This window comes from Streptomyces sp. NPDC058751, assembly GCF_042746485.1.
GTDB lineage: Bacteria > Actinomycetota > Actinomycetes > Streptomycetales > Streptomycetaceae > Streptomyces.
On sequence record NZ_JBHYPZ010000011.1, the window covers coordinates 122,389 to 136,918 of the forward strand.

Sequence of the window (14,530 nt, forward strand, 5' to 3'; positions counted from 1 at the left end):
GGGCCGCCGAACCGGCCCGGGACAGCCCCATCGGCACCGCGAATCGGCGACAATTTCCTTTCACACCTCTGATACACCGCAGCCACGAGAAAGGTTCCGGGACCGGCCATGGCGCTCACGCTCTACGTCGACACCGCGCGCTGGCGGGCACACCACAAGCAGGTGTCCGAGCAGTTTCCGGGGCTCGTCCCCGTCTGCAAAGGCAACGGCTACGGCTTCGGCCACGAACGGCTCGCGGACGAGGCCACCCGCCTGGGCTCGGACATCCTCGCCGTCGGCACCACGTACGAGGCCGCCCGGATCAAGGACTGGTTCGGCGGCGATCTGCTGGTCCTGACGCCGTTCAGGCGCGGCGAGGAGCCCGTGCCGCTGCCCGACCGCGTCATCCGCTCCGTGTCGTCCGTCGACGGCGTGTACGGCCTCGTGGGCGCCCGTGTCGTCGTCGAAGTGATGTCCTCGATGAAGCGGCACGGCGTGAGCGAGGACGACCTGCCGCACCTGCACTCCGCCATCGAGAACGTCCGGCTGGAGGGTTTCGCGATCCACCTGCCGCTGGACCGCACCGACGGCTCGGACGCCGTCGAGGAGGTCATCGGCTGGATGGACCGCCTCCGCGCGGCCCGGCTGCCCCTGCACACGATGTTCGTCAGCCACCTCAAGGCCGAGGAACTCGCGCGGCTCCAGCGGCAGTTCCCGCAGACCCACTTCCGCGCCCGCATCGGGACGCGGCTGTGGCTGGGGGACCACGAGGCCACGGAGTACCGCGGGGCCGTCCTGGACGTCACGCGCGTCTCCAAGGGCGACCGCTTCGGCTACCGGCAGCAGAAGGCCGCCTCGGACGGCTGGCTCGTGGTCGTGGCCGGCGGTACGTCGCACGGCGTGGGCCTGGAGGCCCCCAAGGCCCTGCACGGCGTCATGCCGCGCGCCAAGGGCGTCGCGCGCGCCGGCCTCGCGACGGTCAACCGGAACCTTTCTCCGTTCGTCTGGGCGGGCAAGCAGCGCTGGTTCGCCGAGCCCCCGCACATGCAGGTCTCGATCCTCTTCGTGCCGCACGACGCCACGGAGCCGAAGGTCGGCGACGAACTGGTGGCCCATCTGCGGCACACCACCACGCAGTTCGACCGCGTCGTCGAGCGCTGACCGCGGGTCCGGCGCGCTCCGGACCGAAGAAAAGGCCGTACACGGTGTCCGTGTACGGCCTTTCGCGTGCCCCTTTCGGGCTCCGTTCGCTCAGAGCGAACGATCTCCGGGTGCCGGATTGTCGTGCCAGCCGCCATGGGGAACCGCGTCGGCGTGGGGGACCTCGTCGAAGTGCGCCGCGTGCCGCGCCGGATGTGCGGCCGGGCCGAGGACGAAGACGTCCTCGGCGCCGTCGAGGATCCCGCCCGACGGGTCGTCCTCGCCCGTACGGCGCACCACGTCGCGCTCCGGCCTGAAGATGTCCCGTACGACCAGCGCGCACAGGTACAGCGTCCCCAGCAGGTGGACGGCGATGGCGACCTGGTACCCGTCGGTCGGCAGGCCCTTGTGGGCGTCGCCGCTGGTCGTGTACGCGAGGTACATCCAGATGCCGAGGAAGTACCCGACCTCGCACGCCTGCCAGACCAGGAAGTCCCGCCAGCGCGGCCGGGCCAGCACCGCGAGCGGGACCAGCCACAGCACGTACTGCGGCGAGTAGACCTTGTTCGTGAGGATGAAGGCCGCGACGATCAGGAAGGCGAGCTGGGCGAAGCGGGGGCGGCGGGGGGCGAGGAGCGTGACGGCGCTCAGCGCCGCGCAGATGACCACCATCATGACCAGCGCCCAGGCGTTGGCCGTCTCGGGCGTGATCGCGATCTTCAGCCACTGCGAGACGAACAGGAAGACCGAACCGAAGTCGACGCCCCGCTCCTGGCTGAAGCTGTAGAACTTCGCCCATCCCTCGGGCGCGAGGTACATGACGGGGAGGTTCACGGCCAGCCAGGCACCGACGGCGCCGAGCAGCGCCGTACCGAACTCACGCCACCTGCCGGCACGCCAGCACAGCAGGAAGAGCGGCCCGAGGAGCAGGAACGGGTAGAACTTGGCGGCCGTGGCGAGCCCGATCAGGACACCGAAGGCGAGGACGCGTCCACGGGACCACATGAGCATCGCGGCGGCCAGCAGGGCCACGGCGAGCAGGTCCCAGTTGATCGTGGCCGTCAGCGCGAAGGCGGGGGCCAGGGCGACCATGAGGCCGTCCCAGGGACGGCGGCGGTGGGTGCGCGCGGTGCACACGGCGATGACGGCCGCGCACACCATCAGCATCCCCGCGTTGACCATCCAGTAGATCTGTTCCTGGCGCTGGATGCTCCCGCCGCCCGGCGTGAGCCAGGCCGCGACCTCCATGAACACGCCGGTCAGGACCGGGTATTCGAGGTACTCCATGTCGCCGGGGATCTTGTCGAAGTACGGCACGAGTCCGTCGGCGAAACCCCGCCCCTGGTAGAGGTGCGGGATGTCCGAGTAGCACGCGTGCGTGTACTGCGAGCCGGCTCCGAAGAACCAGCCGCCGTCGTAGCAGGGCATCTTCTGGACCATGCCGAGGGCGAACATGCCGATCATCACCAGCGCGACGACCCGTACGGGCGTCCACCAGGACGTCCCGGTCAGCGCACGCAGCCCGATGGGGCCGCCGATCAGCTCACTGCCGCCGGCGGCGACCTCGTCGTCCCTGGTCGGCCGCACCTGCTCCGGCTCGTGATCGCTCGCTCGCGTCGTCTCTGCACTGGGCATGCCGCACATCCTGCCGTACGCGTCCGAGAAGAGATGCAGGGACGACCCTTCCGGTCCGGTCCGGCCCGCCGAGTTCCCCGACAGCGGTACGGGAACGTCCTCACCCGCGTATCACTACAGCTTGTCGATCCACCGGGCCGGGCAGGGCTCCCCGGTGCGGACGACTCCGAAGATCACTGAATCGCCGAGCGGACCCGGCTTCTGGAAGCAAACCTTCCACTCCTCGGGCGTGACGCGCTGGAGCTGCCCTTTGCCGTCGGCCTGGCTGAGGCCTTACCCGTAGTGCGCCGTCACGGCCGCGTAGAGCGCGGCGGGGAGGCTCTTGCCCACCTGACCGGGCAGCGCCGCCGTAGGGCCGGCAGCGGGGACCGCGGCGGCGGGTTCGCCTCCCGTCGCGCCGTCACAGCCGGCCACCGAGGCGATGCCCGCCATGGCGAGGACTGCCGCGATGGGCAGTACGACGAGAGAGCGCTTCAGTGCCGGCACAGGAGACGTCCTTTCGGAAGGGCCCCTCCACTCGGGAGAACCGCATCGGCCACAGGTACGGCAGCACCGGGGGCCGACCACCCACGTGCAGAAACGGCTTCGCGCGTGCGGTCAGGAGACACACACGCGCGAAGCCGGTTCGGCGACTGTCAGCCGGAGGTCCCGAAGAGGCCTCCGTTGCCGTTGCCTCTGCTGGTACCGGTGGTGACGGTCGGCGTCGGCGAGGTGGTCACGCCGCCGTCCGTGCCCCCGCTGTCGGTCCCGCCGTTGTCCGTGCCTCCGTTGTCGGTCCCGCCGTTGTCGGTCCCGCCGTTGTCGGTCCCGCCGTTGTTGTTACAGCTGAAGTCGAACTTCCGGCAGGTCTCGGTGACCGAGGGCGTGGGAGACGGCAGGGTCGCGCTCGGGGTCGGGCTCGGGCTCTCGGTCGCGCTCTCGGTGGCCGAGGGCGTCGGGGTCGGGGCCGGGGCCTCGTTGATGACCGTACCGATCTCCTCGGGCACCGGGAACGGCTCCGCCTTCTGGCCCTTGAGCGCCGTCTCCATGTAGTCCTGCCAGATCTGGGACGGGAACGAGGCACCGTGGATGGTCTCCTCACCACCCGTGCCGTACATCTCCAGGAACTCGCGGTTCTTCTTGGTCTCGTCGTCGTCCAGGCGGTACATGCCGATCGCCGTGGACAGCTGCGGGGTGTAGCCGACGAACCAGGCGGACTTGTTGCCGTCCGTCGTACCGGTCTTGCCGGCCACCTCACGGCCCTTGAGCTGGGCGTTGGTCCCGGTGCCCTTCTCGACCACGGTCTTCAGGACGTCGGTGACGTTGTCGGCGACCTTCGCGGTGAAGGCCTCCTCGGTCTTCGCGATGCTGTCGTGCCGGAAGACGGTGCCCTCGCTGTTGGTCACCTTCTCGACCGAGTACGGGTCGCGCTGCTTGCCGCTGGCCGCGAAGGTGGCGTACGACCCGGCCATGCGGATCGCGCTCGGGGAGGAGGTGCCCAGGGAGAACGAGGGGAACCTGGAGCTGGCGAGGCTCGACTCCTTGATGCCCGCGCGCAGGACGGAGTCCTTCACCTTGTCCAGGCCCACGTCCATGCCCAGCTGGACATAGGCGGAGTTGACGGACTCGCGCATGGCCTCACGCAGGTCGATCTGGTACGAGGGCGCGTTGTAGGACTGCTGGCCGTCGTTCGTCTGCAGCCACTCCTTGCCCTTGTCGTCCACCCAGTCGTTGCCGTCGAAGTCCTTGATCTTGAGCTTGTTCTTGCCGCTGTACAGGCTCTTCGGCGAGATGACGGTGCGTTCGTCCTGCGCCTGGGTCGGGTCCCCGTCGGGATTCCTGACGCCCCAGGACATGGCGGCGGCCAGCACGAAGGGCTTGAACGTCGAACCCACCTGCGCACCGGTCTGGTCGGCGTTGTCGGTGAAGTGCTTGGTCGCGTCCACACCGCCGTAGATGGCCACGATCGCACCGGTGTCCGGGTCGACGGACGCCCCGCCGAACTGGACGTACTTGTCGGTCTTGGGCCGCAGCTTGGGCTTGATGTTGTCCTTCTGCACCTTCTTCACCGCGTCTTCGAGCGCGTCGACCTTCTTCTTGTTGAAGGTCGTGTGAATCTGGTACCCGCCCCGCCGGAGCTTGGTCTCGGTGATCCCGGTCTTGTCGCTGTTGTTGACCAGGTACGAGTTGACCAGGTCGACCAGGTAGCCGACCTGGCCGCCCAGCGCGGCGTTCGACCGCGGGGACTCGGGCTCGGGGAACTCGGTGTACTTGCCCCGCGTGGCCGCGTCCAGACGGCCGTCCTTGACCTCTTCGTCGAGGATCCAGCGCCAGCGTTCCTCGGCGCGCGCGCGGTTCTTCTCCTGCGTGGCTTGGACCGGGTCGATCGACGGGGATCCGGCGGGGTCGTAGTACGTGGCGCCCTTGAGCACCGCCGCGAGCAAGGCGCACTCGCTCGGGTTCAGGTCCTTGGCGTCCTTGTCGAAGTAGGCCTGCGCGGCGGCCTGGAGACCATAGGCGTTGCGCCCGTAGTACGCGGAGTTCAGGTAGCCCGCCATGATGGCTTCCTTGGGCACCTTGGCCCCGACCTTGATCGAGACGAACAGCTCTCTGAGCTTGCGGGAGACCGTCTGCGACTGGTCCTCGAGCATCGCGTTCTTCACGTACTGCTGGGTGATGGTGGAGCCACCCTGCGTCTGGCCGCCCTTGGCCATGTTCACGAAGGCGCGGGCGATACCCACGGGGTCGACGCCGCTGTCGGTCTCGAACGTCTTGTTCTCGGCCGACATCACCGCCCACCGCATCTCCTTGGGGATGTCGGCGTAGTCGATGATCTGACGGTTGGCCTCACCGCCCGTGGCGACCATCTCGGTGCCGTCGGCCCAGTAGTAGACGTTGTTCTGCGCCTTGGCGGTCTTGCCGATGTCCGGAATGCCCACCAGGGCGTACCCGACGCCGGCGGCCGCGACCAGGCTGCCCGTGAAGCCGATGAACAGGCCCGTCGTGAGCTTCCAGGACGGCACCCAGCGCGCGGCGCCGTAACGGCCCGCGCGCGGGTAGTCGATGATGCGCTTCTTGCCGGGCTCGGGGGCGCGGCCACGGCCACGGCCGGAGCCGTCCGGGCCCTGGGGACCGCCGCGTCGGCCGCCCCCTCCTCCGGCGCCGCCGTGGCCCGCGCCGTCGGCGGCCCTGCGCCGGCTCCCACCGGTTCCGCGCTGCGTGGCACGCCGCGCATCGGCACGGCTGCCGTAGGGACTCTCTTCACCCCCCGCGCCGTACGAATCGGAATAAGACCCGGCGGCGTCTCGCGGTGCATCGCGGCGGCCTGCGGACGGGTCTGCCTGCGGCTGGCCGCGCCGGGCCGCGGCACGTCCGCCGCCCTGCGGCTGCGGCGGTTTGCGACGGTGCTCGCTCATCGAACGACTACTCCTCGGGCAGGCGCACCTTTGCGCGCCTGGAAACGGCGGCTGGTTTCCGGTCCCCCCGAAGTACGGATGCGGTCGATTGCGCATTCACCCGTACTGCACCAAAGACGTTGACGTTCTCAGACGTCACTCGGTTCCCGGTGGTGTCCATCCCGCACAGAGTACGCACCGCCAAAACCCACCTAGCACCGAGGTTCACCTCAAATCAGGCAACTTGCTTCGTATGAATCGGTGATGTGATGCCGTTCACTCCACTCCCCCTTGTCCCATCCGCAGGGCCGTTCTATCGTGCTGATGTATCGAGTCGATACATCAGCACGACATAAAGACCGTGCCGACGAGGCAGCGACAGGGAGGAGGCGACGATGAGCCGGCGTGCCGGGATCCTCGAGTTCGCCGTACTCGGCCTGCTCCGCGAGTCCCCGATGCACGGTTACGAGCTGCGCAAACGACTCAATACGTCACTTGGTGTGTTCCGTGCCTTCAGCTACGGAACGCTCTACCCGTGCCTCAAGACGCTGGTCACCAACGGCTGGTTGATCGAGGAAGCGGGATCCACACCCGAAGACGCCCTGTCGGCAGCACTCGCGGGGCGTCGCGCCAAGATCGTCTACCGATTGACGGCGGAAGGTAAGGATCACTTCGAGGAGCTTCTCGCGCAGACGGGGCCCGACGCGTACGAGGACGAGCACTTCGCGGCTCGCTTCGCCTTCTTCGGGCAGACGTCACGCGACGTACGCATGCGCGTACTGGAAGGTCGCCGCAGCCGTCTGGAGGAGCGCCTCGAGAAGATGCGCGCCTCACTGGCGCGCACCCGGGAGCGCCTCGACGACTACACGCTTGAGCTCCAGCGCCACGGAATGGAGTCCGTGGAGCGCGAGGTGCGCTGGCTGAACGAGCTCATCGAGAGCGAGCGGGCCGGCCGGGACGTCAAACGTCCCGGCACCGAAGGCTCCGCTCAGCAGGACAACACATCTGGAGAGACGGGCGGCCTGCCCCGGCACCGGGACAGCCCCCGGCCGGATCCGTCCGACGACACCGCCACGTGAGACCCCGTCCGGGGTTTCACCGATAGACACAGGGAGCAACCGGAATGGGTTCGGTTCGCGTAGCCATCGTCGGCGTGGGCAACTGCGCCGCGTCGCTGGTTCAGGGCGTCGAGTACTACAAGGACGCCGACCCGGCGACCAAGGTGCCCGGCCTGATGCACGTCCAGTTCGGCGACTACCACGTCGGTGACGTCGAGTTCGTCGCCGCGTTCGACGTCGACGCGAAGAAGGTCGGCCTCGACCTCTCCGACGCCATCGGTGCCAGCGAGAACAACACCATCAAGATCTGCGACGTCCCGAACAAGGGCGTCACGGTCCAGCGCGGTCACACCCTGGACGGTCTCGGTAAGTACTACCGCGAGACCATCGAGGAGTCCGCCGAGGCCCCGGTCGACGTGGTCCAGATCCTGAAGGACAAGCAGGTCGACGTCCTCGTCTGCTACCTGCCCGTCGGTTCCGAGGCCGCGGCGAAGTTCTACGCCCAGTGCGCCATCGACGCCAAGGTCGCCTTCGTCAACGCTCTGCCGGTCTTCATCGCCGGCACCAAGGAGTGGGCGGACAAGTTCACCGAGGCGGGCGTCCCGATCGTCGGCGACGACATCAAGTCGCAGGTCGGCGCCACCATCACGCACCGCGTGATGGCGAAGCTGTTCGAGGACCGCGGTGTCCGTCTCGAGCGCACCATGCAGCTCAACGTCGGCGGCAACATGGACTTCAAGAACATGCTCGAGCGTGACCGCCTCGAGTCCAAGAAGATCTCGAAGACGCAGGCCGTCACCTCGCAGATCCCCGACCGCGAGCTGGGCGAGAAGAACGTCCACATCGGTCCCTCGGACTACGTGGCCTGGCTCGACGACCGCAAGTGGGCGTACGTCCGCCTCGAGGGCCGTGCCTTCGGCGACGTTCCGCTGAACCTGGAGTACAAGCTCGAGGTCTGGGACTCCCCGAACTCGGCCGGTGTCATCATCGACGCCCTGCGCGCCGCGAAGATCGCCAAGGACCGCGGTATCGGCGGCCCGATCCTCTCCGCGTCGAGCTACTTCATGAAGTCCCCGCCGGTCCAGTACTTCGACGACGAGGCCTTCGCCAACGTCGAGAAGTTCATCAAGGGCGAGGTCGAGCGCTAAGCACGTCCGCGCGTTCGCTGTCGAGGGTCCCCGGGCTTAACCGCCCGGGGACCCTCCTCGTATGTGAGGCTGTGTCCCATGGCCGTCGTGCGTGACCTGCGCGTCCTCCTGCGCTTCCAGGGATTCAGACGCCTGCTCGGTGTACGGCTGCTGTCCCAGGGCGCCGACGGCGTCTATCAGGTCGCGCTGGCCACCTACGTGGTCTTCTCACCGGAGAAGCAGACCTCCGCGGCCTCCATCGCCTCCGCGATGGCGGTGCTCCTCCTCCCGTACTCCCTCGTCGGCCCCTTCGCGGGCGTCCTGCTGGACCGGTGGCGGCGCCGGCAGGTCTTCCTGTACGGCAATCTGCTGCGCGCGGCACTGGCGTGCGTGACGGCTCTCCTGATACTGAGCCCGGCGCCCGACTGGCTCTTCTACACCTCCGCGCTCTGCGTCACCGCCGTCAACCGTTTCGTCCTGGCCGGGCTGTCGGCCGCGCTGCCCCGTGTCGTCGACAGGGACCGGCTGGTGGTGGCCAACTCGCTCTCACCGACCGCGGGAACGCTCGCGGCCACCGCGGGCGCCGCTCTCGCGTTCGCCGTACGACTGGTCGCCGCGGACTCCGACGCGGCAGTGGTCCTCCTGGGAGCGGCGCTGTACCTGTGCGCGGCCCTCGCCTCGCTGCGTATCGCCCCGGCGCTCCTCGGCCCGGACCAGGACCCGGTCCGCCCGTACATGGGCGCGGCCCTCGCCGGAACGGCGCGGGGCCTCGTCGCGGGCGTACGCCATCTCGCGGAGCCGCCACGGCGGGAGGCGGCCTGGGCTCTGATGACGATGACCCTGATGCGCTTCTGCTACGGCGCCCTGACGGTCATGGTGCTGATGCTCTGCCGCTACGCGTGGGCGTCCGGCTCGGACAGCGGGCTCGCGCTCCTGGGACTGGCCGTGGGCGTCTCCGGGGCCGGCTTCTTCGTCGCCGCCGTGGTGACGCCCGGAGCGGCCGGCCGGCTGGGCCCGGGCCGCTGGATCGCCGTCTGCGCCGGCACCGCCGCGGTCCTGGTTCCCGCGCTCTGCCTTCCCTTCGCACCCACCCCCACGCTGGGCGCCGCCTTCACACTGGGCGTGACCACACAGGGCGCGAAGATCGCCACGGACACCATCGTGCAGTCCGCCGTGGACGACGGTTTCCGCGGCCGGATCTTCTCCGTCTACGACGTCCTGTTCAACGTCGCCTTCGTCGGAGCGGCCGCGGTGGCCGCTCTGATGCTGCCTCCTGACGGGCGGTCCGTTTCCCTCGTCCTCACCGTGGCGGCGGTCTACGCGTCAATTGCGGTCGCTATGGCCCGCTTTGAGCTCCAGTAAGTGTCACATCAATGCCACAGAGCCACTTCTGACTACTCCGTTGTCACAGGGGCCCGATAACTTATGTGCGTCTTACGTTCGCATCACGCACCTACGTTCCAGGGGGGACCTTCAGTGACAACTCCGCCGCCGACCCAGGGCCAGAACCCGTACGCCCAGGGGCAGCCGCCTCAGGGTGGCAACCCGTTCGCGCAGGGGCAGCCTCCGCAGGGATATCCGCAGCAGCCGCCCGCCGGTTACGCCCCGGTCCCGCCGGAGCAGCCGAAGCGCAAGATCACCTTCAAGCTGGTCAAGAACGTCCTGACCGTCGTCGTGGTGGCCGTCGCGGTCATCGGCGGCTACATAGCCAGCCGCGACGACGCCAACACGGCGGCGGTCGGTGACTGCATGCACCGCGGCAACGGCAGCAGCACCAACCCCGACCTCGAGGTCGTCGAGTGCAGCTCGTCGCAGGCGCAGTACATCGTGCTGGCCAAGGTCGAGGGCTCGTTCACCTCGGCCACCGCGGACAGCAAGTGCGCGGCGGAGGCCAAGGACTTCCAGTACTCCTACACCGAGAGCGGTGACGGCAGTGACTTCCTGCTCTGCCTTAAGGACTACTCGAAGTAAGGGAGCCACGCGAAGGGGCGGCGTTTCACGTGAAACACCGCCCCTTCGCGTGACCCGACCGCCATGTTTCACGTGAAACATGGCGGGCCGCCCGCCTCTCAGCCCTGTTGGGCCCACCACTCCTTGAGCGCCGTCACCGCGGCGTCATGCCCCATCGGCCCGTTCTCCAGCCGCAGCTCCAGCAGGAACTTGTAGGCCTGGCCGATCGCGGGGCCGGGCCCGATACCCAGGATCCCCATGATCTCGTTGCCGTCGAGGTCGGGACGGATCGCGTCGAGCTCTTCCTGTTCCTTCAGCTGGGCGATGCGCTCCTCCAGCCCGTCGTAGGCGCGGGAGAGTGCGGTCGCCTTGCGCTTGTTGCGTGTGGTGCAGTCGGAACGGGTCAGTTTGTGGAGACGGTCGAGGAGCGGTCCCGCGTCACGCACATAGCGGCGTACAGCGGAGTCCGTCCACTCGCCGGTGCCGTACCCGTGGAAGCGCAGATGCAGCTCGACCAGACGTGAGACGTCCTTGACGAGATCGTTCGAGTATTTGAGCGCCGTCATCCGCTTCTTGGTCATCTTGGCGCCCACCATCTCGTGGTGGTGGAAGGAGACCCGCCCGTCCTGCTCGAAGCGGCGCGTCCGCGGCTTGCCGATGTCGTGGAGCAGCGCGGCGAGCCGGAGCGTCAGATCGGGCCCGCTCTCCTCCAGCGCCATCGCCTGTTCCAGAACGATCAGCGTGTGCTCGTAGACGTCCTTGTGCCGGTGGTGCTCGTCACGCTCCAGCCGCAGCGCGGGAAGTTCGGGGAGCACATGCTGCGCCAGCCCCGTCTCCACGAGCAGCGTCAGGCCCTTGCGCGGATGGGCGGACCGGACCAGCTTGTTCAGTTCGTCCCGCACCCGCTCCGCGGAGACGATCTCGATACGCCCGGCCATGTCCGTCATGGCGGCGACGACCTCGGGTTCCACCTCGAAGTCGAGCTGTGCGGCGAACCGTGCGGCACGCATCATCCGCAGCGGGTCGTCGGAGAAGGAGGCCTCCGGCGTGCCCGGAGTACGCAGGACGCGAGCGGCGAGGTCGTCCAGACCGCCGTACGGGTCGATGAACGCCTTCTCCGGCAGCGCGACGGCCATCGCGTTCACCGTGAAGTCGCGGCGCACGAGGTCTTCCTCGATGGAGTCGCCGTAGGAGACCTCCGGCTTGCGCGAGGTCCGGTCGTACGCCTCGGAGCGGTACGTCGTGATCTCGATCTGGAAGGACTGCTCCACGTCACCCACGCGGGCGTCCTTCTGCGCCCCGACCGTGCCGAAGGCGATCCCGACCTCCCACAGCGCGTCCGCCCAGGGCCGGACGATCTTCAGAACGTCCTCGGGCCGGGCGTCCGTCGTGAAGTCCAGGTCGTTGCCGAGCCGGCCGAGGAGCGCGTCCCGGACCGAGCCGCCGACCAGGGCGAGCGAGAACCCGGCTTCCTGGAAACGGCGGGCGAGCTCGTCGGCGACAGGAGACACCCGCAGCAGTTCACTCACCGCGCGGCGCTGCACCTGGCTCAGGGCACTGGAATTGTCTTCGTTGGCGTTCGGCACAACAGAAAAGGGTACGTGGCCGCGGCGGCGGGGGGCGCCTGGATAAATCCCACACCGGCACCTCACGCCCTTTCGCGGGAGAATAGGCGCACATACAGGACAGTCGGTGCCCATCCCTGATCTTGCGAACCAGTCCGTGGCACTTACTCTCAGCGCACCTCGTTACCATGCGTGGACGCACATTCCGACGACCACTGACGACGACGAGGGACGGGCGAGCGCGTGGCCGAGGCGGCAGACTTCCAAGGGACGAGTCCCTCACCTGCCCGCCGGTGGCTCCGGCGCAGCGGTGCACTGCTGGCCGGGGCGCCGATGCTGGCCGGGCTGCTCCAGCTGCCCCTGAGCACGCCCTCCCAGGCCGCCGAGAAGACCTCTGCGGCCACCGCGGGGTCCATGGCTCCCGCCAAGGGTTCGTCCGGCCCCGTGGACGTCAGCCTCGACTCGCTGACACCCAGCGTCCCCACGGACGGTGACACGGTCACGGTCTCGGGCTCGGTCACCAACACGGGCAAGCAGACGGTCACCGACGCCCATGTGGGCATCCGGGTGGGACCGTCCCTGAACACCCGCTCCGCCATCGACCAGGTCGCGAAGCGCACCGGCTTCCAGCCGGGCGTCGACCCGCTGGAGATCGGCGGCAAGTACGTCGCGAAGGTCGACAAGCTCACCGCCGGCAGTTCGCAGCGCTTCACCATCTCGGTCCCGGTCAAGGATCTCGACCTCGGCTCCGACGGGGTCTACCAGCTCGGTGTCTCGCTCACGGGCCGGACCACCGCCCAGCAGTGGGACCAGGTCCTCGGCATCGAGCGGACCTTCCTGCCCTGGCAGCCCGAAGCGGCGGACACGAAGACGAAGACGACGTACCTCTGGCCGCTCGTCTCCACCGTCCACCTGACGGCGGAGACGGGTTCGGACGCCCAGCAGACGCCCGTCTTCAAGAACGACGACCTGGCCAAGGAGATCGCCCCGGGCGGGCGCTTGGACCAGCTCCTTTCGCTGGGCAACCAGCTCGATGTCACCTGGGTCGTCGACCCGGACCTGCTGGCCTCCGTGGACGCCATGAGGGGCGGCTACCGGATCCAGCAGAAGAACGGCACGACCGTCGCCGGGGAGAACCAGGCGGTGGCCAATGCCTGGCTCGACAAACTGGAGAAGACGGTCCAGGGCCGGAGCCTCGTGGCCCTCCCGTTCGCCGACCCCGACCTCGCGTCACTGGCCCACCACGGCAAGGACGTCACCGGTTCCCTGAGCCACCTCAAGGACGCCACCGATGTGGCGGCCGACACGGTGGAGACGATCGTCCACGTGAAGCCGAGCACGGAGTTCGCCTGGCCCGCGGACGGCGCGGTGGACCCGTCGATCATCAAGGTGGCCACGTCGGCCGGCGCGGACAAGGTGATCGCCCGCAGCGACAGCCTGCGCGAGACGGGCGGCCTGTCCTACACGCCCAGCGCCGCCCGCCCCATCGGCGGCGGGACCACCGCGGTGGTCGCGGACGAGCAGCTGTCGACCGCGTTCCAGGGCGACATGATGAAGGCGGACACCTCGACGCTCGCCATCCAGAAGTTCCTCGCGCAGAGCCTGACGATCAACCTGCAGGAGCCGAAGAACGAGCGCAGCATCGTCGTCGCTCCGCAGCGCATGCCCACGGCGAGCCAGGCGCAGTCCATGGCCGACGGGCTGCGGGCGCTCCAGCAGGGGAACTGGTCGCAGTCCCAGGGGCTGACCGAGGCGGCCACCGCCAAGCCGGACCCCGGCGCCACCACGAAGGTGCCCTCCGCGTCCTCGTACCCGTCGGCGCTGCGCCACCGGGAGCTGCCCCGCTCGGCGTTCGAGAGGATCCAGGCGACCCAGGCCAAGCTGGACAAGTTCCGGATGATCCTGACGGACGAGTCCCGTGTGGTCACCCCGTTCGGACGGGCCATAGAGCGGGGCATGTCGGCGTCCTGGCGCGGGCGGACCGCGGAGGCGGCGGACTTCCGGGAGGGCGTGGAGACCTATCTCGACGGGCTCATGAGCCTGGTGCACCTCATCCAGAAGTCGGACGCGAAGCTGTCCGGGCGCAGCGCCACGATCCCCGTGACCGTCCAGAACAACCTCGTGCAGGGCGTCGGCCATCTGGTGCTGCGCCTCACCTCGCAGCAGCCCACCCGCCTCAAGATCGGCGACGGCCCGTACGACGAGCAGCCGATCCAGGTCGCGGGCGAGCACAGCCAGTCGGTCAAGTTCACGACGTCCACCAAGGCCAACGGCCCCGTCCAGGTCGTCGCCCAGCTCTACACGGAGGACGGGCAGCCGTACGGAGAGCCTGTTCCCTTCGAGGTGAAGGTCACCGAGATCACCTCCACGGTGATGCTCGTCATCGGCGGCGGTGTCCTGCTCCTCGTACTCGCCGGTTTCCGGATGTACACGCAGCGTAAGCGCGCTGCGGCCCGGCAGGCCGAGGAGGACGCGGCGAACGGTCCCGATGCGGGGGGCGACGACGAGGACGCCGAGGGCACCGTGGACACTGACACCACCGAAGACTCCGAGACCAGTCCCGAACGGGCTTCCGACTCGGAGTCCGGGGCAGACGACCCGGAGCAGCCGAGTGACCCGACACCGGACACCGCACCGGAAAGCGCCGACCCGTCCGGCACGGGTGAGAGAGTGGACCGTTGAGCGATGTCGTGGCCGGTGGG

At 68.7% G+C, this 14,530-nt stretch carries 10 protein-coding genes; 6 read left to right on the forward strand and 4 right to left on the reverse strand.

Features of this window, described 5'->3' with window-relative positions:
- The first annotated feature begins 108 nt into the window (after positions 1-108).
- Positions 109-1,140: an alanine racemase gene (locus tag ACFW6B_RS13340; RefSeq protein ID WP_386595227.1), complete on the forward strand. Its 1,032-nt coding sequence runs from the start codon at positions 109-111 to the stop codon at positions 1,138-1,140.
- Between the two features lie 90 nt (positions 1,141-1,230).
- On the opposite strand, the gene ACFW6B_RS13345 is transcribed toward ACFW6B_RS13340, so the two are convergent.
- The 3 genes from ACFW6B_RS13345 to ACFW6B_RS13355 all read right to left on the reverse strand — a co-directional run bounded on the left by ACFW6B_RS13345 (position 1,231) and on the right by ACFW6B_RS13355 (position 6,149).
- On the reverse strand, positions 1,231-2,754 hold the full coding sequence (locus tag ACFW6B_RS13345; RefSeq protein ID WP_386595229.1) for a glycosyltransferase family 87 protein: 1,524 nt from the start codon (positions 2,752-2,754) through the stop codon (positions 1,231-1,233).
- A gap of 273 nt (positions 2,755-3,027) precedes the next feature.
- A complete protein-coding gene (locus ACFW6B_RS13350; protein ID WP_386595230.1) occupies positions 3,028-3,240 on the reverse strand; it encodes a hypothetical protein in 213 nt (70 codons plus the stop codon).
- 149 nt (positions 3,241-3,389) lie between these two features.
- Entirely contained in the window at positions 3,390-6,149 is a 2,760-nt protein-coding gene (locus tag ACFW6B_RS13355) for a transglycosylase domain-containing protein (protein WP_386595232.1), read from the reverse strand.
- Positions 6,150-6,523: 374 nt separating this feature from the next.
- Between ACFW6B_RS13355 and ACFW6B_RS13360 the strand changes: the two genes are divergently transcribed.
- From ACFW6B_RS13360 to ACFW6B_RS13375, 4 genes are all read left to right on the forward strand, one after another.
- The gene (locus ACFW6B_RS13360; RefSeq protein WP_386595234.1) at positions 6,524-7,207 is read left to right on the forward strand and encodes a PadR family transcriptional regulator; all 684 of its coding nucleotides are present in this window, start codon (positions 6,524-6,526) and stop codon (positions 7,205-7,207) included.
- Between the two features lie 44 nt (positions 7,208-7,251).
- Positions 7,252-8,334 (forward strand): inositol-3-phosphate synthase, encoded by a 1,083-nt coding sequence (locus tag ACFW6B_RS13365; protein WP_386595236.1) that lies wholly within the window; start codon positions 7,252-7,254, stop codon positions 8,332-8,334.
- Between the two features lie 78 nt (positions 8,335-8,412).
- The gene (locus ACFW6B_RS13370; RefSeq protein WP_386595238.1) at positions 8,413-9,675 is read left to right on the forward strand and encodes an MFS transporter; all 1,263 of its coding nucleotides are present in this window, start codon (positions 8,413-8,415) and stop codon (positions 9,673-9,675) included.
- A 114-nt stretch (positions 9,676-9,789) separates the two neighbouring features.
- Positions 9,790-10,284, forward strand: a complete 495-nt coding sequence (locus tag ACFW6B_RS13375; protein ID WP_386595240.1) for a hypothetical protein — start codon at positions 9,790-9,792, stop codon at positions 10,282-10,284.
- 98 nt (positions 10,285-10,382) lie between these two features.
- On the opposite strand, the gene ACFW6B_RS13380 is transcribed toward ACFW6B_RS13375, so the two are convergent.
- The gene (locus tag ACFW6B_RS13380) at positions 10,383-11,849 is read right to left on the reverse strand and encodes a CCA tRNA nucleotidyltransferase (protein WP_386595242.1); all 1,467 of its coding nucleotides are present in this window, start codon (positions 11,847-11,849) and stop codon (positions 10,383-10,385) included.
- Positions 11,850-12,071: 222 nt separating this feature from the next.
- Here ACFW6B_RS13380 and ACFW6B_RS13385 point away from each other — a divergent pair, with 222 nt between their 5' ends.
- The gene (locus ACFW6B_RS13385; RefSeq protein ID WP_386595244.1) at positions 12,072-14,510 is read left to right on the forward strand and encodes a DUF6049 family protein; all 2,439 of its coding nucleotides are present in this window, start codon (positions 12,072-12,074) and stop codon (positions 14,508-14,510) included.
- The last annotated feature ends 20 nt before the right edge of the window (positions 14,511-14,530 follow it).